The sequence below is a fragment of the Spinactinospora alkalitolerans genome, from assembly GCF_013408795.1.
Taxonomy (GTDB): Bacteria; Actinomycetota; Actinomycetes; order Streptosporangiales; family Streptosporangiaceae; genus Spinactinospora; species Spinactinospora alkalitolerans.
Window position 1 is genome coordinate 3,517,638 of the sequence record NZ_JACCCC010000001.1, and the last position, 19,785, is coordinate 3,537,422.

The 19,785-nt window shown below is 65.8% G+C and carries 12 protein-coding genes; 4 read left to right on the plus strand and 8 right to left on the minus strand.

The window, feature by feature from the left end; genetic code table 11:
* Positions 1-60: 60 nt before the first annotated feature.
* From HDA32_RS15630 to HDA32_RS15640, 3 genes are all read left to right on the plus strand, one after another.
* Positions 61-1,380: an MFS transporter gene (locus tag HDA32_RS15630; protein ID WP_218882482.1), complete on the plus strand. Its 1,320-nt coding sequence runs from the start codon at positions 61-63 to the stop codon at positions 1,378-1,380.
* Positions 1,381-1,438: 58 nt separating this feature from the next.
* The gene (locus HDA32_RS15635; RefSeq protein ID WP_179643892.1) at positions 1,439-2,659 is read left to right on the plus strand and encodes an aminopeptidase P family protein; all 1,221 of its coding nucleotides are present in this window, start codon (positions 1,439-1,441) and stop codon (positions 2,657-2,659) included.
* Positions 2,660-2,770: 111 nt separating this feature from the next.
* Positions 2,771-3,583, plus strand: coding sequence for an IclR family transcriptional regulator (locus HDA32_RS15640; protein WP_179643893.1), 813 nt, complete (start codon positions 2,771-2,773; stop codon positions 3,581-3,583).
* A 179-nt stretch (positions 3,584-3,762) separates the two neighbouring features.
* Here HDA32_RS15640 and HDA32_RS15645 read toward each other — a convergent pair whose 3' ends face one another.
* Positions 3,763-4,662 carry a polysaccharide deacetylase family protein gene (locus tag HDA32_RS15645; protein ID WP_179643894.1) on the minus strand — a complete coding sequence of 300 codons (900 nt, stop codon included), beginning with the start codon at positions 4,660-4,662 and terminating at the stop codon, positions 3,763-3,765.
* Between the two features lie 63 nt (positions 4,663-4,725).
* Positions 4,726-6,390 (minus strand): purine-cytosine permease family protein, encoded by a 1,665-nt coding sequence (locus HDA32_RS15650; protein WP_218882483.1) that lies wholly within the window; start codon positions 6,388-6,390, stop codon positions 4,726-4,728.
* Here HDA32_RS15650 and HDA32_RS15655 point away from each other — a divergent pair.
* Entirely contained in the window at positions 6,358-7,875 is a 1,518-nt protein-coding gene (locus HDA32_RS15655; protein WP_179643895.1) for a helix-turn-helix domain-containing protein, read from the plus strand. The genes HDA32_RS15650 and HDA32_RS15655 overlap by 33 nt on opposite strands.
* A 781-nt stretch (positions 7,876-8,656) precedes the next feature.
* On the opposite strand, the gene HDA32_RS15660 is transcribed toward HDA32_RS15655, so the two are convergent.
* The 6 genes from HDA32_RS15660 to HDA32_RS15685 form a co-directional block, all read right to left on the minus strand.
* Positions 8,657-10,003, minus strand: coding sequence for an aspartate aminotransferase family protein (locus tag HDA32_RS15660; RefSeq protein ID WP_179643896.1), 1,347 nt, complete (start codon positions 10,001-10,003; stop codon positions 8,657-8,659).
* Between the two features lie 672 nt (positions 10,004-10,675).
* On the minus strand, positions 10,676-12,145 hold the full coding sequence (locus tag HDA32_RS15665) for an aldehyde dehydrogenase family protein (protein ID WP_179643897.1): 1,470 nt from the start codon (positions 12,143-12,145) through the stop codon (positions 10,676-10,678).
* Positions 12,146-12,397: 252 nt separating this feature from the next.
* Positions 12,398-14,053: an amidohydrolase gene (locus HDA32_RS15670; RefSeq protein WP_179643898.1), complete on the minus strand. Its 1,656-nt coding sequence runs from the start codon at positions 14,051-14,053 to the stop codon at positions 12,398-12,400.
* A 150-nt stretch (positions 14,054-14,203) separates the two neighbouring features.
* Positions 14,204-16,258 carry an amidase gene (locus HDA32_RS15675; RefSeq protein ID WP_179643899.1) on the minus strand — a complete coding sequence of 685 codons (2,055 nt, stop codon included), beginning with the start codon at positions 16,256-16,258 and terminating at the stop codon, positions 14,204-14,206.
* Positions 16,259-16,395: 137 nt separating this feature from the next.
* Positions 16,396-17,631, minus strand: a complete 1,236-nt coding sequence (locus HDA32_RS15680) for an MFS transporter (RefSeq protein WP_179643900.1) — start codon at positions 17,629-17,631, stop codon at positions 16,396-16,398.
* Positions 17,632-17,788: 157 nt separating this feature from the next.
* Entirely contained in the window at positions 17,789-19,411 is a 1,623-nt protein-coding gene (locus HDA32_RS15685; RefSeq protein ID WP_179643901.1) for an amidohydrolase, read from the minus strand.
* Between the last annotated feature and the right edge of the window lie 374 nt (positions 19,412-19,785).

A 19,785-nucleotide genomic window follows, 5' to 3' on the forward strand; every position in this document is an offset into this window, starting at 1 on the left:
CCACCGATGCCAGCCGGACTCCACCGGCCCGTCAGCACGTCCCACCGAGGAATGGTGGCCATGACCGGAACCAGCTCCAGTGCAAGCGCCGAGAATCAGCGCTCAGCCACACTGCGCCGCGTCGTGGCGGCGAGCTTCATCGGGAACTTCGTCGAATGGTTCGACTACGCCGTCTACGGCTACCTCGCCGCGACCATCTCCGTGGTGTTCTTCCCGCAGTCCTCGCCGACGGCGGGCCTGCTCGCCACCTTCGGCATCTTCGCGCTGTCCTTCGTCATCCGCCCCGTCGGCGGCATCGTCTGGGGCCACTTCGGGGACAGGATCGGCAGGCGCACAGCACTGTCCCTGTCGATCCTGATCATGTCGGCGGCGACCTTCGTGATCGCGCTGCTCCCCGGATACGAGCAGATCGGCCTCATGGCCCCTGTCCTCCTTCTGGCCGTCCGGATGGTGCAGGGCTTCTCGGCGGCCGGTGAGTACGCGGGGGCGGCCGCGTTCCTGTACGAATACGCGCCGCGCCACCGCCGCGGGGTCTACGCCGGCGTTGTCCCGGCCAGCACGGCGACGGGTCTGCTGCTGGGATCGCTACTGGTCACCGCACTCACGGCGGTCCTGTCGACCGATCAGATGGCCTCATGGGGATGGCGGCTGCCGTTCCTGCTCGCCGCTCCGCTCGGCCTCATCGGCCGCTACATCCGGGTCAAGCTTGAGGACACACCGGAATTCCGCGCGCTGGGGCAGGCCGAACCACCGGCCCACGCCCCCATGACCGAGACACTTCGCGACAACAGGCGCGCCATCGTCGTCGCATTCGGCGCCACCTGCCTCAACGCCGTCGGGTTCTACACTCTGCTCACCTACATGCCGACCTACCTGTCGACCGAGCTGGGCGTCGAGGCGACAACGTCCTTCCTGTCCACCACCGTGGCCCTCTGCGGATACATCGCATCGGTGTTCGCTATGAGTCGGCTCTCCGACCGCGTCGGCCGCCCCGCGATGCTCGCTGCGGCCGGAGCGCTGTTCGCGGTGTTCTCCGTGCCCGCCTTCCTCCTGCTCGGTGTCACCGGCGTCGTCGGCATGGCACTCATCCAGCTCGGGTTGGGCGTACTGCTCAGCATGAACGACGGGACCCTGCCGTCCTACCTCTGCGACCTGTTCCCCACCCGCGTGCGCTACAGCGGGTTCGCGTTCAGCTTCAACACCGCCAACGCGCTGTTCGGTGGGACGGCGCCGTTCATGGCGACCTTCCTCATTCACATCAGCGGCAGCTCGATCGCCCCGGCCTGGTACCTCGCCGCCGCCGGCGCCGTCGGGGTGGTCTGCATGCCCGCCGCGCATCGGATCTTCCATTCGCTCCTGCCGCAGGAACGGCGGGGATGACCACAGGAGCGACACCCCGCATTCCCATCCCGCTCACACACGGACAAGGAGTCCCTCGATGAACATGGAACGGCTGAAGAGGATCCACAACGGCCAGCGGACGCAGCCGACATTCTCCCCTGCGGAGATGGAGCGCCGAGTGGCCGGGCTGCGCGAGCAGATGAGCCGAATCGGCGTCGACGCCGTGGTGTTCACCAGCTATCACAACGTGAACTACTACAGCGACTTCCTCTACACCGCGTTCGGCCGTAACTACGCGCTGGTGGTCACCGCGGATCGGCACGTGACGATCTCGGCGAACATCGACGCCGGCCAGCCATGGCGACGCAGCTTCGGCGACAATGTCGTCTACACCGACTGGCGACGGGACAACTTCACGCACGCGGTCACCACCGTGCTCGGCGACGCAGACGTGCGGAGCGGTCGACTCGGAGTGGAGGACGACCACATCCCTCCGCTGCTGCGCGCCCAGATCGCCGACGCCCTGCCGGGCTTCGAGCTCGTCGACGTGTCCGCAGCGACCATGGCGCAGCGGATGGTCAAATCGGCGGAGGAGATCGCGCTGATCAAGGAGGGCGCGCGCATCGCCGACCTCGGGGGAACGGCGGTGGTCGAGGCGGTCGCCGCCGGTGTGCCGGAGTACGAGATCGCGTTGGCCGGAACTCAGGCGATGGTCCGCGAGATCGCGCGGACGTTCCCTCACGCGGAGCTACGCGACAGTTGGGTGTGGCTGCAGTCCGGCGTCAACACCGACGGTGCGCACAACTGGCCCACCTCGCGCGAGGTGCGGCGCGGCGACATCCTCAGTCTGAACTGCTTTCCGATGATCGCCGGCTACTACACCGCGCTGGAGCGTACTCTGTTCTACGGTGAGCCCAGCGCCGACCACCTCCGTTACTGGAAGGTCAACACGGCGGTCCATGAGCGCGGGCTCAAGCTCATCCGGCCCGGCGCGGTGTGCCGGGACATCGCCGCCGAGCTGAACACGATCTACGAGGCCGAAGGGCTGCTCGGCAACCGTACCTTCGGCTACGGGCACTCCTTCGGTGTGCTGTCCCACTACTACGGTCGGGAGGCCGGCCTGGAACTGCGTGAGGACATCGAGACCGTGTTGGAGCCGGGCATGGTCGTGTCGATGGAGCCGATGATCATGATCCCGGAAGGAAAGCCCGGGGCGGGCGGGTACCGCGAGCATGACATCCTCGTGATCACCGAGGACGGCGCGGAGAACATCACCGGATTCCCTTACGGCCCTGAACACAACATCATCGACGCCTGATCGATCGACGACGCTCCGAAGCGCGCGGAACCCCTCAGGTTTCCGCGCGCTTCGGCTCCCGCTGGGGCACGGCGCGCACGGATAACCTGAGGCGGAGGAGCTCGCACCACCATGACACACAGCGATGAGCCCGAGCGGCACGAGCACCGGAATCCCCCATCGGTGCTACACAACGGAATCCGGGTCCTGCGCGCCTTCTCCGTCGGAGAACCGGCTCTGGGCGTCACCGAGATCGCCCAGAGGGTCAATCTGCACAAGAGCACGGTCTCCCGGATTCTCGGTCAGCTCGAGCACGAGGACCTCGTCGTGCGCGACTTCGAGAGCGGCCGGTTCCGCCTCGGCCTGGGGCTGATCGGCCTGGCCGGGCCGCTGCTGGCCAACCTCGATGTGCGCCGCCTCGCCCATCCCGCACTGGCCGAGCTCACCGAGCGTACCCAGGAAACCAGCGCCCTGGCCGTGTGGAGCGGACACGAATCCGTCACCGTCGAGCAGGTGTCCAGTCCCAAGCAGGTCAAACACACCGTGCCCATCGGAACACGCTATTCGACATCGGCGAGCTCCTCGGTCCAGGTCTTCCTCTCCGAGATGCCGGAGGGCCGGGTGCGCGAGCTGCTGGAGCGCGGGCTGCTGCAGGGCGCCCACCGCGACGAGCACGCGATCCAGCAGTACCTGAACCGGTTGGCCGCGGTGCGGGCCAGCGGAGTGGCTGTCAACGCAGGGGAAACCTCTGTCGAAGAGGTCGGCATCAGCGCACCGGTCCGGGACCACCGGGGAGGGATCGTCGCCGCGGTCCTGCTCTCCGCTCCCAGCTTCCGAGTCTCCCCCGAACTGCGCGGCCAGCTGGCCGAGGTGGTGCGCGACACGGCCCACGCGGTCTCGGAACGCCTCGGCGCCACCAAGCCCGGAGCCACCGGAAAATCATGAATCGGGTCGGCGGGTGCTCGGCCGGCGAGGGCGGGTCGTCCGTCACAGGGATGCGGTCCCGGCGGCACGCGGAGGACTCGACTCTCTTCGCGGGCCTCCGAGGCCCGGGGAGCAAGAAGAGGCCCCGCCATCCCGCCAACGCCGCGCGAGAGCCGGGAGACCCTCGCGCGGCGGGCACATCACCTGGACTCGGGCGCGGGGGAGGCCTCGGCCCGCAGCCGTTCATGCACGCGCGCCGGACCGCACACCCTCTCAGCGTGCGCGGCGATCTCACGCAGCGGTGCGACCCACATCCCGTCCAGATGCTTGACCTGCTCGATCAGTCGTTCAAGGGCGTGGGCCTTGGCCGGACGCCCCGACAGGAACGGATGGTTGGTCAGCACGAAGCAGCCGCCCTCGGCGTGCCGCGCCCGCGCCTCGAGCAGCCACATCTCCAGGGCCTTCTCCGGACTCTCGATCACACCGCTGCCGGTCCACCCCGGGTAGAAGGCGTACTGCTCCCAGTCGTCCAGCGCCCAATCCACCGGAATCTCGATCATCGACGCCGATCCCGGCCCGACCACCGCCATGCGGTAAGGCATGTCGTCGTCGAGCAGGCTGGAGTCATAGCCGAACCCCCGCTCCGCCAGCAGGCGCGGGGTGTGCCAGTTCATCTCCCACCACGGCGCGCGGTAGCCTTCGGGCCGCTCTCCGCAGACGCGCTCCAGCGCGTCAAGGCCGCGGTCCAGGTAGCCGGCCTCCGTGACCGCATCGATCCCCTGCATCCTCTCGTGCAGGTAGCCGTGGTGGCCGATCTCGTGCCCGCCGTCAATGATGGCGCGGACGATGTCGGGGTAGCACTCGGCGGTGAACCCGGGCACGAAAAACGTCGCCCGCACCTCCTGACGCTCCAGCAGGCGCAGCAGCCGGGGGACTCCCACTCGCGGACCGTAGGACTGGTGGCCCATCAGCGACATGCGACCGGACGCGGCTGGATCGTGCACCAGCACGCACGACTCCGCGTCGACGTCGAAGGTGAAGGACGCCGCGGCCCGCACACCGTCGGGCCAACGGAACGCGGCACCGTTGTGGGATGTCATAGCGCGCACTGCACACACTCCAAACGAAATCGAAGGGAAGCTCGGGGAAGGAGTCCGGCTCGATCAGGAATCACTGGCGGCCGCCTTCTCGGCCCGGGCGCCGTCCTCCGCGGCCCCGGGTTCCGCAGACTCGGGTTTCGCGGCGAGCAATCGGACGGCGTAACGGCGGTGGACGCGGGGACCCAGCGCGGCGTACACCGCGGCGGAGACCACCCCTCCGGCCAGCCAGGAGAGGTCGATCCCGCCCATCGCCGTGGCGATGGGGCCGCGGAAGAGATCGATCACCCCGTACATAAACAGCCAGGTCGCCAGCACGCCGGCGCAGAAAGCGGTGATGGCGGCCCAGTTGACATCGGGCAGGCGCCGGCTCCCCACCGGGTCGAACAGCCGCTGCGTGTGCACCCCGCCGCGCTCGATCCAGAAGAAGTGGACCAGCATGATCCCGCTCCACGTCGCCACCCAGGCGACCAGCGAGACCAGCCAGGAGTCGAGTACCGTCGCAAAGTCGCCCTGGTAGATGAAGAAGACGACGCAGAGCAGCGCGAAGACCCCCACGACGATGCTCAGGACGCGCCGCGACGTCCTGACGTCCAGCGCCTGCGCCGCGACGCCGAACGTGTAGATGTTGAGGATGTTCGTCGCGATGGGACCGTGCACGACCAGGAAGAGCACGGGGATCGCCAGTGCCCCGTAGCTCTCCACGATCAGTTGACCGGGGTCGACCTGACCGTTCTTGGTCGCCAGCGACGCGCCCAGCACGCCGAGCCACACGACCGGGAGGAACTGCCCCAGCACGCTCGCCGCATAGAGCCTCCTACGCGGCACCCGCCTGCTGACGAAGCGCGAATAGTCAGCCGCGTAGGTGAACCAGGTGATTCCCCATCCGATCCCGATCGCGGTCATGACAGCGGTCATCGCGGCGAACCGATCGGAGCCGCTGAGAACGGCTCCCGGTGGCCCGGCGTAGCCCCAGTCGATGTCCAGGCGGGTCCAAGCGACGATCGACATGCCGATCAGCACGACCAAGGTCGGCGGCACCGTCCACTTCTCGAACCCCGCGATGGCGCGGTAGCCGATCAAGGAGATCACCACCTGGACAACCATGATCAGCGCGGCCACGATCGCCTTCGCCAGGTGGTTGCCGGCCTCCGGGGAAACCAGGCCGAGCTCCCCGAACAGCGCCATCACAAGATCCAGGATGATCCAGGTGTTGACCGCGCACCAGCCCACCGCCAGCACCGCCTGGATCGCCGCCGGCAGATAGCCGCCCCTGCGGCCGAAGGCCGCCCGTGCCAGCACCATGCCGGTGACCCCGGTACGTTGGCCGAGCAGAACGAACACCCCGAAGAGGGACATTCCCACAAGGTTGCCCGCTACCAGGACGATCAGCGTGTCGGCCAGACCGAGGCCCAAGTGGATCCCCAGCGCCCCGAGCACCCAGTTGATCGGCGCGATGTTCGCCCCGGCCCAGATCCAGAACTGCCCCGATACGCCGGTTGTGCGTCTCTCTTCCGGAATGGGTTGCAGGACCTCTTCGAGATCGTGTACGTCGCCGTCATCACGGGCCGCTGGAACCGTGTTTCCCATGAGTGCCTCCGCATGGCAGCAGTCGATGGCGCCATACTTGTGGCCTGCGCCACGTTCCACAATGTACGATCCGTCGATCAGACGGGCGACGAAAATGGACGAATCGTCATGGCGATCCACTTGCGCGATGTGCTGCTGCACCCTTGCCTTGCTCCTGCCGCACCCGTCCTGCTGACCGGCGGGGAGCATCGCACCCGCGCGGTGCGCTGGGTGCACTCCAGCGAGGTGATCGATCTGGCCCATCTCCTGCGCGGCGGGGAGCTGCTGCTCACCGGCGGACTGATGCTGGCCGAGGCCGCGCCCGAACGCCAGCGCCGCTACATCCGCGACTTGGCCGCACGCGGGGTCGCCGCCGTCGCCGTGGAGACCGGGACGGTGATGCCGCGACTCCCCGACGCCCTGGTTGAGGAGGCACAGCGGCGCGACTTCCCGTTGATCCAGCTTCGCAGGACGGCCCCGTTCGTCGAAGTGGCAGAGACCATCAACAGCCTGCTGATCAATGAGTCAGTGCACCGGCTGCGGCTCGCGGACGCGCTGTCGGACCGGCTTTCGGCCCGGTTGACCTCGGGCGGTGACCTGCAGACACTGGTCGAGACCCTTGCAGAGGCCGTCAACGCCGACGTCGGCGTCCGCGACGGAGCCGGCGAGCCGCTCGCGGCCGCGACCGCGCCGGGAGATCCTTCCGCTCGGCGTTCCGCCGACACCGTGGAAGCACCGATCACCGCCTACGGGGTCGTCGTGGCACGGCTGCTGCTCACTCCCATCGCCGATGGTGACCCGGCGCTGCTCGACGCCGCTCTCGACCGCGCACCACAATCGTTCGGGCTGGCGCTGCTGCGCACCCGGCCAGTCACGCCGGGCAGCCGTGCCACCCGTACTCTCTTCCATGCGCTTCGCCGATCCGCCCCTCCCCCGGCCCCTTTGGCACCGCTGGCTGCGGCGGCGGGCCTGCCCACTCCCGGCCTGTTCGTGGCGGTGGTCGCCCGGCAGGCCAGAGGAGGAGGGCGGCTCGGGCCGTTGGAGCACGCCATGCGGCTGCGCGGCCGACGGGTTCTCAGCCACATCGAGGACGATGAACTGCTGGCGATCGCCGCCCTCCCGCCACAGCGCCCCGGCGACGCCCGGCGGGCGCTCGTCGAGGACCTGCGCGACTCCCCCGGCGCTGAGATGCGCCCCGTCGGCATCGGCCCTCTCGTGCGCGGCGCCGAGCGCCTTCCGTACACCGTGCTCGAGGCGCATCGCTGCCTCGACCTCACCGATGCCGTCGGAGTCACCGACTCCGGAACCTGCGCGCTCGAACGGCTCGTGCACCGGTTGGACGCCGACGAGTTCCTACGCGACTTCGTCGACGAACAGCTCGGCGGACTCTTCGACCAGGACCCGGAGGTCAGCAGGCGGCTCCTGCACACCCTGGAGGTGTTCTTCGACTGCTCGGCCAACAAGACCGAGACCGCGCGCCGCCTGCATCTGCACCGACAGACGCTGTACCAGCGGCTGGACAGGCTGACGCACTCCCTCGGGCGCGACGTCACCGACCCCGCCGCCCTGCCCGGCCTCCAGGTGGCGGTGCGGCTGCTGCGGGCCGGCCGCACCATCGATGGGCCTCACGAGCGCGGCGAAGCGTGAGGGGCTCGGGCGGCCACTCTGCGTTGTTTCTCCAGGAGTTCCTCGCGGCAGCCGCGACAGCAAAGCGCGTACAGCTCGCCGTCCAACTCCGACTCTCAGGAGTTCAAGGACGAAGCGGTCCGCATGGTGCTCGACGGGCCGCGCCCGATCGTCCACGTCGTCCGCGAACTCGGAGTCTGTGCCGCTGACGCTAGTCTCTGCGACCGGCTGCAGGGCGTGGGTCGTCGACCCCAGTTCCTTCAACTCCAGCACCCGCTGGCCGCCACCCCAGATACCGCGCCGACCGCCGCAAGTGATCCGTCGTGTCTTCGCCCGACGCCCATACGGGCGGAGCACGTCCGGATCCACCCCAAGCTGCTCCGCCAGGTGCACCACCGCCGTCCGCAGGGTCGAGGCACGTCATCCGGAACGAACCGAGCCACGGCGACGAGCACAGGGCGGCTGCAAAGCCGACCCCGGCCGGGATCGACCAACGCCACATCCGCCGGGGTCAACGCGAAGAACCGGAACAGCTCCTCCCGGCCGATTTCCGGGAGCCTCCGCAGAGTCTCCAGCTCCTCGTCGGTGAACACCTGCGTGGCCAACCAGAGCCTCCCGCCAGAACCCGACGATCACCGACTCAGAGCCTAGCGAGACATCTCCGCACGATTCTCGGCGACTACTACGGCGACCCCGTTGTATTCAACTCGAGTCGGCACGGATCTCATCTGGCTTGCGGACCTGACCGGTCGGGTTTGAGCTGTTTCCTCCCTCCGCTCTGTCCGAGACCGTTTGCTTCTATTCAGCTTTCGAGGTCCTCGACTATCTCTTTCAGGGTCTCGATGAAGGACGAGATGTCATCGTCGGCCATTGGAAGGGATAGCGACAACTCACCGCGGTGCACGGGGAAGAATCCGCGGATCGCGAGCTCAAGCGAGAGGATCTGCGTCTTCTCGCTGTCGACGTTGTGCCAGTAGTCCCGGTGATTGCGAACCTTGAGATCCGGCGCCTTCATATAGCTGTAGGCCATGTGTGAGAAGCCCTGACCGTAGAGCAGGAGCGGACTCTTCCTCGCCTCGCTCCACTCGTTCAGCTCCGAGATGACTCGAGCGGACTGGGAGTTCAGCTTCTCGAATGCGGCGTGGTCCAGCGTCCGCATGCACGCCGTCCCGGCCGCCAGGGCGAGTTTGTGTCCGTGGTGAGTCCCGGAGATCGACACCTTTCCCGTTTCCAGCACGTCCATGACGTCGGCCGACCCGCCCACGGCCCCCAGCGGCATCCCGCCACCGATGATCTTGCCCATGACTGTCAGATCAGGGACCACTCCGTAGACGCCCTGGAGACCATGATAGCCAGCGCGAAGGCTGATGGTCTCGTCGAAGACGAGCACGATGTCCAATTCCTTGGTCAGCGATCGCAGCTGTTCGACGAATTCCTGCTCCAGCGTCACGAGACCGCCGGATCCGCTCTGCAACTCGAGAATCAGGCACGCAAGGTCGCCTGCGTGTGTTCGAAGGATCCGCTCTGCGCCGTCTCGATCGTTCTGTCCGAGAACCACGACATCATCAAGGGTGGCCGTCGGGATCCCGCCGCTGTCCGCGACAGCCTTGGGGTCGGTATCGGTGCCTCCGTCCTGATCCGGCTGAGTGTGCGACGAGATTTGAAGGATGTCACTGAAACCGTGGTAGCCGCCCTCAAGCTTCGCGATCTTGGTTTTGCCCGTGTAAGCGCGAGCGATGCGGATGGCACTCATGCACGATTCCGTTGCAGAGCAGGAAAACTGCACTTTCTCGACGGACGGAATGCGCTCGATCAGAATGCGGGCCAGGTCTGCCTCCGGCGGACCTGGGTTGCCGAAAGAGATTCCCGACGGGATTGTGTCGATCAGTGCCCGCGTGATCGCGGGGTGGCCATGTCCGAGGACGTTGACGGTGAAGTTGTTGTTGAGGTCGAGCAGCCGGTGGCCGTCGACCGTCTCGATGTGGGCACCGTCACCCTGTTCGACGAAAACGGCGTGCGGGCCGAAATTGAACGAGTTCCTGCTGTAACCGCCAGGGATCACTTCCCTGGCCTCACGAGTCATCGCCGCTGATTCAGCGAACTTCGCGGTGAATTTTTTAAGACTCGATTCGATACTCAACCGATTCATTCATTCTCCATCTTAACAACACGCTCCGGGCGAGACGCAACATAATTCTGGGTATGCGTTCCGGCGGCGTCAACGCCCGGTTCGAGATCGCTCCAATCGGACTGGACGATCACCAACAGGTGCAATGCTCCAGCCTTCCGCCTGTGAGCCAGCGCGAGGCCATTCCGATACATGGGTCCTCGCCATGCGACCCGGTATGAACCGCATAGGCGATCCTCCACGATTCAGGGTCGTGCAGCACCGTGGTCCAACACAAATCCCTGACCCGCCATGAAAACGAGGCACCGTGTGGGAGTGCGTCCATAGCACACTGCTTGTGTGATTTATCCGGACCGGGGAGTCGTATTGCTCCTGGCAGGGCACCTTGCTCATAGATGAGATCAACCGAGGGGAACACCGTTGCGGAGGCTCCGTTCCTCGGACCATTCGCACTTGTTGCAACATCACGCTGGGTCCACCACGCGTTCGAAGAGGCGTTCACCGCGGACATAGGTCATATCGACCTTCATGTCCCGGATCTTCTCGGCCGTGCAGCTCGGCAGGTGCCGGTCGAGGACGAGGACGTCGGCTCATAAAGGGCTCCCCGGGAGTCAGAGTTTGACGACATTCAGGTTCCGGCGAAAGGCCCGGCATCGGGCGATGAAGGCGGACGTCATGCCGGCCCCCACGGGGTCAGAATGGGTAGCGTTCGATCTCGCTCTGCATGGTGATCCACTGGGTCTCGGTAAAGGTGTCGAGGTTGGCGTGCGGGCCACCGAACCGGCCGCCGACTCCGGAGGCTTTGCTCCCGCCGAACGGAATAACGGCCTCGTCGTCCACCGTGGAGTCGTTGATGTGGATCGCGCCGGACTCGATCCGAGACGCCAGCTCGTACGCCTTGAACGCGTTCCCGTTGCCGGTCAGGATCGACACTGAGAGCCCGAACTCCGAGGCGTTGATCAGCTCGATCGCCTCATCGACCGTGCCATAGGTCATCACCGGGGCCACGGGCCCGAAGATCTCCTCGGCCCACACGGGGGAGTCCACGGTAAGGTTGGTGATCACTGTCGGCGTGTAGAAGAGGTCGGTGTACTCGCCACCGACCATGACCGTGGCGCCCTGCTCGGCCGAGGAGGTCACCAGCTCGTGGATCCGGTCACGCTGGTGGGCGTCGATGATCGGGCCCAGGGCGTTGTTCGGGTCCGCCGGGTCCCCGACTCGGATGTTCTTGGCCTTGTCTGCAAGCGCCGAGACGTACTCCTCCGCGATTGACGAGTGGACGATGTGCCGGCCCGCGGTCATGCAGATCTGCCCCTGGTGCAAGAAGGAGCTCCACGCGCCGACCGAGGCCGCCGCCTCCACATCGGCATCCGGTAGCACCAGCAGGGCGTTGTTTCCGCCCAGCTCCAGGTGGACCTTCTTCAGCAGCGGCCCGGCCGCCTGACCGATCTTCCGCCCGGCAGCGGTGGAGCCGGTGAAGGAGAGGCACGGGATGCCCGAATGGGCGACCATACCCGCCCCCAACTCACCGCCGCCGGGCAGCACCTGCAGCACGCCCTTGGGCAGGCCGGCCTCCTCCATCAGCGCCGCGAACGCCATGCCGCCCGAAATGGAGGTGCGCGGGTCCGGCTTCAGGATCACCGCGTTGCCCAGCGCCAACGCCGGTGCCACCGAACGCATCGACAAAATTCCTGGGAAATTAAACGGGGAAATCACCCCTACCACGCCGGCCGGCACCCGACGAGCCACCGACATCCGCGGCTTGACCGAGCGCAACATCTCCCCATACGGGTGGGAGGCCAACGCCGCGGACTCCTGCAACTCACCGGTTACCAAACCGACCTCGAAGGCCGCCTTGCCCTGCCCCGACCCAGCCTCGTGAATCAGCCAGTGCGCCAACCGGTCCGGCTTCTCCCTCAGCAGCTGCATCGCGTTCAGCAGTACTGCCGCCCGCTTGCCATACGGCAGCTCCGCCCATTCCTGCTGAGCAGCCCGAGCCGACTCCACCGCCCGATCCAAGTCCCCCTTGTTGGCGGAAGACACCGAGCTGATCCGCTCCCCCGTCGCCGGCGAACGGACCTCGATCACCTCCCCGCCCCCAGTGGACCAACCATCCAAGAACAGCTTGCCGTCCCACACCGGGGCCTGCCCCTGCGTCGTCATCGGTACTCCTTTGTGAATGTCCCTCATCAGGGACGAGTGTTATTGGGACGGTCTCTTATGGGAAAGGGTCATCACCGCCTCAACCGCACTATGGAGAGTGGATGTGGAGAGGGGCAATACCCAGTTTGCGAACGGACGATCTGCCTACGCGATCGCCGCTTGGATAGATCCACTGTCGGATCCCCTAACGCCAACCATCAACATCATTCCGAAACGTTGTAAGGAGATCACGGCTGCAGAGGCTGTCCGTGACTATGGCGTCTTCGGTACACGTGAGAAAGGATCTGCAGCTGCTGAGTCATACACTTCCACTCCGTCGACGAAGGTCTTGAGCACCGTGATGTCGACGATGTCGTCAGGTACGACAGTGAGGGGATCAGCGTCAAGGAGGACCAGGTTTGCCCGCTTACCCACTTCGATGCTGCCTTCTTCATGCTCTCTACCCGCGACGACCGCAGGGATGCTTGTGAAGGCCCGGAGCGCTTCTAGTGGGGTGATCGCCTCATCAGGGTCGATCAGTACGCCACTGTAGTGTTTCCGCGTCACTGCGCTCCAGATGAGGCCGATCGGATGGTAGAAGCCGCAGGGGTTGTCCGAGGCCAGGCTCACCCGGACGCCTGCGTCAATCATGCTGCGCAGCGGGAGGACCTTGAGGTGGTCCTGTCCCTCGCCTCGCCAGCTGTTGAAGAAGAGCCCGTCGTTGTAGGCGAGACCGGGATTCGCCACTAGGTCGATCGCGAGGTCGGCCATGCGAGGCGCCTGCGCGGGCTCGGCGACGAAGGCGTGCTCGATGCGGAGGATCGAATCGTAGCCGTGCTGCCGGCGCACCAGTTCGTAGGCGTCGGTGACGGAGTCAATGGAGCAGTTGCCCATGGCATGGATGACGAGGCCGATATCCAGGTCTGTCGCCCGTTGCGTCAGATCGCGAATCTCGTAGGGACTGTAGAAGTTCTGCCCCGCATGCACTTGGCAGCCGTCGTGGATCTTGTGCAGCCCAGGACCGTCGGGGTAGGCGCGGTCGGCCCAGATCTTCATGGCCCCGGTCCTCAACATGCGCGACTCGTCCTGATGCACCCGGTCGATGAAGTCGCCCCGACGCAGATCCTGCTTGAAAAACGGCGCATCCCCGGCGTGGATCTGGTGAACAGTAAGCGGAAGGCGGCCGGCCTTGGCAGCCCGCTGGTATAGCTCGGTGCCGACAGGGGTGACGGCGGCGTCGCCGATCGCGGTGATTCCGTGCGACAAGTACTCTCGTGATTTTGCCTCGACCAGCGCGGTCGCGGCTTCCCAGTCGCGCTTCACGGTTCGTTCCCAACCGATCGATTGGAGGTGATGAGCCGCTGTCTCGAAGAGTGTCCCGGTCGGAACACCATGCCGGTCGCGCTCGATTTCCCCGCCCCAGGGATTCGGAGAGCACTCACCGATGCCTCCGGTCTCGAGCGCGGCGCTGTTTGCATTGACGACGTGGGTGTTCGACTCGACGAGGATAAACGGGTTGTGGGGAGCCACCTCGTCGAGTTCGTAGCGCGTGGGGTTGCGTCCCTCCCTGATCTTGGCCGCCGCGAAGCCGAAGCCCTGGAGCCACCGGCCAGCGGGCATCGTTCGACAGTGCTGCTCGATCCGCTCGAGGACCTCGTTGAGTGTGGCAAGTGATGGCGTGGAGCAGTCGAGATCGAGCGGCATGAACGAGGCATGCAGGAGATGATTGTGATTATCGATGAAACCGGGGGTAAGCGTACCCCCCTGTGCGTCGAACACCGTGGCTTGATCCGCGGCCGTCCTGAGCTCCGCGTCCGAGCCCACCGCGGCGATCACCCCGTCCGAGACCAGTACCGCGCTGTGTACCGAGTCCTGGGAGTCCATGGTCCTCACGACCGCATTGATGATTAGCAGGTCCGACTTCTGCACGATATACTCCTTCACTCCGTTTCGGTCGTCGTCCGGCGAGCTCCAGCGTTTCTGGCGCGATTGGCGTGCGCCGACGAATCGCGAGAAAGTATGCTGGGGGCGGGTTTTCAACCGATACGTTGCAGAACGAAAATGCCGACATGCCGCAACTCAGGTGGTCTGGGGATGAATTGTTGTCATCTCCGGGAGGACCAAGCATTCCCAGTGCGCCGCGGGCCGGCAACCGGCCGCGCTGGCCTTCACGATGAGCAGGGCGTAGTTATCTAACCGTGCACGCTGCCGGGACACTCGACCTGTGGCCGTCCAGCCCCCGTTCAGGTCGCCACGGACCGTGAGCCGACATCCGTCGAGCCATGCCTGGACACGGAGCTGCCGGTGTTGCCCCTCGCTGACTCGGATATCGCTTCGGACTTGCCACCCCGATGCATCCTCGGAAACGTCCGTGGAGACGGTCAGGGGTGGTACCCGGTCATGCGAGTGGGCGCTTCCGGCGTGGGTGCCTGCCCAGTCCACGATGCCGCTTGGCAACGACGGCGTCAGTGGCGGAGCGGGCCTGCGGCAGGTCCGCGCTTCGTAGGCGGAGGCGATGTCGAGCAGCAAGTCGTCCGAATAGGCGGGACCGGCGATCGTCATGCCGACCGGCATGCTGATGTCGGCCATCCTCCCCATGGGCACGTTGACTGTTGGGATGCCGAGGTGGCGTATAGTCCGGTTGCCGTTCGAGAAAAGGACGCCGTTGCGGAGCGCTTCCTCCATCCTCTCGGGCCGTTCGAAGAGGTCCGCTGCCGCTACGTCACCGTTCGTAGGGAAGACCACGGCGTCCAAGCCGAGTTTGGTCAGCCAGGATTCGAAGTCGTCCCTGCGGGCCTGCTCCAGCCCATGGAGTGACTGTCCGATGCCCTGCATCTCGTTCCACCCCGGCAGTCCGGCCTTCGCGAGTTCCACGAGCCGGACGAAGTCGAAGGCCGTGCCGGCGTTCGCGTACACCTCGGCAGGCATGTCCGGGAAGATCTGATCGCCATCCACGTCTTCCAGGCTTGACAGTCCGTCCATGCCGTTGTACTGCAGGAATTCGTCCCACGCGCGTGCGATCATCGGCCCCATCTCGGTCTCTTGCCAGTTGGCATCGACAAGGCCGCGTTCGACGAGCCCTTGCGCCTCCGGACGATCAGTTTCGTAGTTGGACACGACGGGGAAGTCCACGGGAATCACTTCCGCCCCCAACGCGACCAGATCCTCAGTTGCCCGGTTCCACAGTGCTTCGACTGAGGTTCGGAAGGCCACGGGGTTGAGCTTGTGGGGGTCACTACCGGTGAACATCCTCGGCACGCCCAGACGCAGTCCCGTCAGATCCTCTCTGCGTGTGCGCAGGAAGGAGGGCGGGCGCACGTCCTTGAGGGCGGGCAGGTCGACGAAGCGCTGGGATCTCCAGAAGTCACCGGAGGTGTCTGCGTCCTCGGCCACCAGCACGTCGAGCAGGCGCAGGAGGTCGTCGACGGAGCGCGCGTAGGGCACTACCACGTCGCACGTCGGGAACAACGGCCAGTTACCCCGGATAGAGATGAGTCCGCGAGACGGCGTGTAGGCGACGAGCCCGTTGTTCGACGCCGGCGACCGACCCGATGAGAGGGTCTCCTCCGCCAGGCCGAAGGAGCAGAAGCTGGCCGCGACGGCAGTTCCCGCGCCATTGGAGGATCCGGATCCGTAGGCGGCCGTCAGGTAGCCCGGGTGGTACGGGCTCTTGGCATAGCCGTAGACGCCCGGCTGCACGCCGCCCGCTGCCATCGGCGGCATGGTGGTCTTCCCCAACAGGACCGCGCCGGCATCGCGAAGCAGCTCGACGCTGGCCGCGTCTCCGGTGGCCACCAGTTCCTCGAACGCAGGGCTTCCCGATGCAACCGTCAGGCCCCGGGCTTTGAAGCTGTCCTTCACCGTGAACGGGACGCCCTCCAGGGGGCCGAGGGAATCGCCGCGGGCACGCCGCTCGTCCGAAGCCTCCGCCTCGGAGAGAACATCCGGGTTGAGTACCGGGACAGCGTTCAAACAGGTGCCGCTCCGGTCGTAGTAGGCGATCCGGTTGAGGTAAGCGCAGACGAGGTCGACGCTCGTCAACTGGCCGGCGTTGAGGTACTCGAGCGTTTGCTCGATACTGAGTTCGGTGACATCGACTCGCTGCCCCTCGGGGTCCCGGTCGTCATGCCCCACGCTTATTTGCCCGTCCTCCAGGCATCGAGTGTTCACGGCATTTCTCCTCTGACTCAGGCCGCGCAGTTACCGCGTCCAGTTGGTCGATTGTGCAAAGGGTGATGAGTTCTCCTGCTCACTTCGCGGACAGGCGAACCTCAATCGGAAGACGCACCTGTTGGGAAAACCATTTCACCAGGCTCCTCCGCTGCAATCAGTTTCCGTTTCTTCGGCTGAGCAACGAGGATGAGCAGGAGCGAGACAACGACTACGGGGATTCCGATGATCACTAAGGCACCAAATCCGCCCGTGGCTTCCACGACCCGGCCCGCCATGAGCGGGCCGAGGGCCAGCCCGCCGCCGATGGCCAAGTTGGCCAGATTGGTGGCCCGGCCGAGAGGGTCCAGGTCTGCCAGCGTGGACATGAGAAAGGGCAGGGTCCACGGCCAGGCGAACTTGAGGATTGCAGCCGCTGCCCCGAAGCGCAGAGCGTTGTCGACTCCGAACAGGAGTGTAATGGACAGGGCCATCGCGCAATATCCGCCAAGGAGGCTGATCCGGCGATTAATGGACCCTCCAACCATCGTCGCACCAAAGGAGCCCACTACGCCGATGATCGTCGCGGTGGACAGGATCCGGCTGGACGTCTCAGGCGCGATTCCCGCCGCTTCAGCAAACCCTCCCATGAAGGTCCAGACGGAAATCAGCGCTACGTAGAACAGCAGGCACGCCACCAACGCAGCGACCACCTTCGCGATGTTCGGATTCTGCGCGTCGCCCATCGGCCCATCCTCCATTGAACGTGTCAACGGTCGCATGGGAAGGAAGCGGATCAGCGGGAGCGACAATGCCATCAGGACAGCCATGAACAAGTAGAAAGCCCCGACGCCGAAGGCCCCGAAGAGCGGAGGAAGGACGGCCAGCCCGACAGCACCCAAGGCGATCTGCCCAACGGCCCACCAACCGAAGACGCGGTCGCGGTTCCGGGCCTGGGCGGCCAAGGACATGGTGAGGACCATCAGAGAACCGCCTGCGAAGGAGGTGACAGCGCGAACCAGCACCAAGGTCTCGAAGCCGGCGACGAAGGCAGAGACGACACTTCCCACAGTGAAGACCAGGCCGAACGCCAGGGCAGCCATCCGAAGGTTTGCCTTCCTGATCCAGTAGAGAGCAGGGAGAGAGGCAATGCTCGTGGCGCCGAGTTCCACAGCGAACAGATCCCCGGTCTGGGTCGGGCTCAGCCCCAGCTGCAGCTGCAACTGGGTTGCGACCGCAGGAGCCACGAGCAGCACCGACGCTGCGAGGGCGGAGAAGGAGACGATCAGTGCTGTCCGTCCCCTCGCATTCGGGTCTTCGCTCCGCACTTCAATGGCGGGGGCATTAGCTCGACGCATCAGGGTCTCCTTATCTCAAGGCCGCTCCCCTGTTTCAGGGCGAAAGGGCCCAACCCGGAGATGGGCGTAGGCTGCGCTGTCAGCGCATGGGAGTTTGGTGAGGTCACCCACCGGCCGTGAACCGGAATGGTTCAGAACCTCACGCCGTGGGAGTCAGCTACCGTTCGTGAACCAGTCGACCGTCGACGTAGGTGCGGTCGACCGTCATCGAGCGCAGGTCGTCGGTTGGACAGGTGAGGGGATCGCGGTCGAGGACGAGGATGTTGGCGCGTTTGTCGACCTCGATGCTGCCCTCTTCGCCGGCTCGCCCGGAGGAGTGTGCGGGGTGGATGGTGTAGGCCCGTAGTGCTTCGGCTGCGGTGACGGCTTCGGTGGGTTCGTTCGGGGCGCCGGTGTAGTGGCGGCGGGCGATGGCGTTCCACATGATCTCGGCTGGGGAGAAGGTGCCGCAGGGATGGTCAGAGGCAAAGCTGACGCGGACACCGGCATCGATCATGCTCCGGACGGGGAGCACCCGCAGGTGGTCCTGTCCCCGACCGCGCCACTCGGTGAACATATCGCCATCGTGGTGGGCCAGGCCGGGGTTGGCGACCAGGTCGATACCGAGCGCGGCCATGCGAGGAGCCTGGGCGGGCTCGGCGACGAACGCATGCTCGAGTCGCAGGATGGCCTCGTCGCCGGCGTGCCTGCGGACGGCCTCGTAGGAGTCCATGACCATGCCGACCGCACGGTTGCCCATGGCGTGGATGGCGAGGTTGATGCCGAGTCTGCCGGCCTGCACGGCGAGTTCGTGGACCTCGTCCGCAGTGTAGAAGTTGGTCCCCACGTGGCGTGTGCAGCCGTCGTGGATCTGATCGATCGCGGCGCCGTCGGGGTAGGCACGGTCGACGAAGATTTTCATGCTGCCGCCGCGCAGCATCGGGCTGTCGCTGCGGTGAATGCGGTCGACGATGTCGGTGCGTGTGAGGTTCTGCTGGGAGAAGAAGTGGTCGCCACCGTGAAGTTGCTGCAGGGTCAGCGGCAGCCTCCGGGCCATATCCGCGCGGCGGTAGAGCTCGGCGGCCTTCGTGGTGACGCACGCGTCACCGATACCGGTGAGCCCGACGGCCAGGTACTGCCTGGCTTTGGCTTCCAGCAGTTCGATCGCCCTGTCCCAGTCGCGCTCGGCGTAGTCGTTCCACGAGGCGGAGAGCGGCAGATTCGCCGCGGCCTCGAGCAATGTGCCGGTGGGTATGCTCTTGCCGTCGCGCTCGATCGCACCGCCCCACGGGTCGGGTGTGCACTGCGTGATTCCGACCGCCTCGAGCGCTGCGCTGTTGGCGTAGCCGGCGTGGCAGCTGGAGTCGACGAGCAGGAACGGGTTGTTCGGGGCGACCTCGTCCAGCTCGTATCGGGTCGGGTTGCGCAGTTGGCTGATCTTGGACATGTGAAAGCCGAAACCACGCACCCACTGTCCGGCCGGCATGCCCTTGCAGTGCGTTTCGATGACGGCGAGAACCTCGTCCAGCGTAGCCAACGGCGGCGTCGAGCAATCCACCGAGTCCGGTTCGAACGCTGCGATGCTCATGTGGTTGTGCGCATCGATGAATCCCGGAACCACCGTCCGGCCGCCCGCGTCGAAGACCTCCGCATCACGGATAGCCGCCGCCCGCACCTGCTCCTCCGTGCCTACCGCGGCGATGCGGCCGCCGCTGAGCAGAACCCCGTCATGAACCGAATCCCGTCCGTCGACGGTGCGAACGACCGCGTTCTTGATCACTAAGTCCTGGCCCTGGATCATCACGAATCCTCCCCGCAAGCGTCGGAAATACCGCACGGACTCGCTGCCAATTCGCTTTGCATGTCCGCTCCGGCAGGCAATGAACAACGCTCTGCGGAGCCAACATTGGGCGACCTCTGCTGCCGCCTCATGCCGTGCTTTTCATCAGCACCACCTCAGTCGAATGCGCCGAGCCGTGCGAGGTGGTGGTCCGTGGAACGGACTATGCGGGAACGCCGGAGAGCGGGGCAATGATCAGTTTGCGATAGAGCGATCTCCTGCTGCGATCGGCAAGGCCGAGGCGCGAACGCAGCGTGACCCGACCTCAGCGAAGAGCAAGTCGACTCGGGTGCGAACCAGCCTGTGCACATCGCGATGAATGCGAGGGCGGCAGA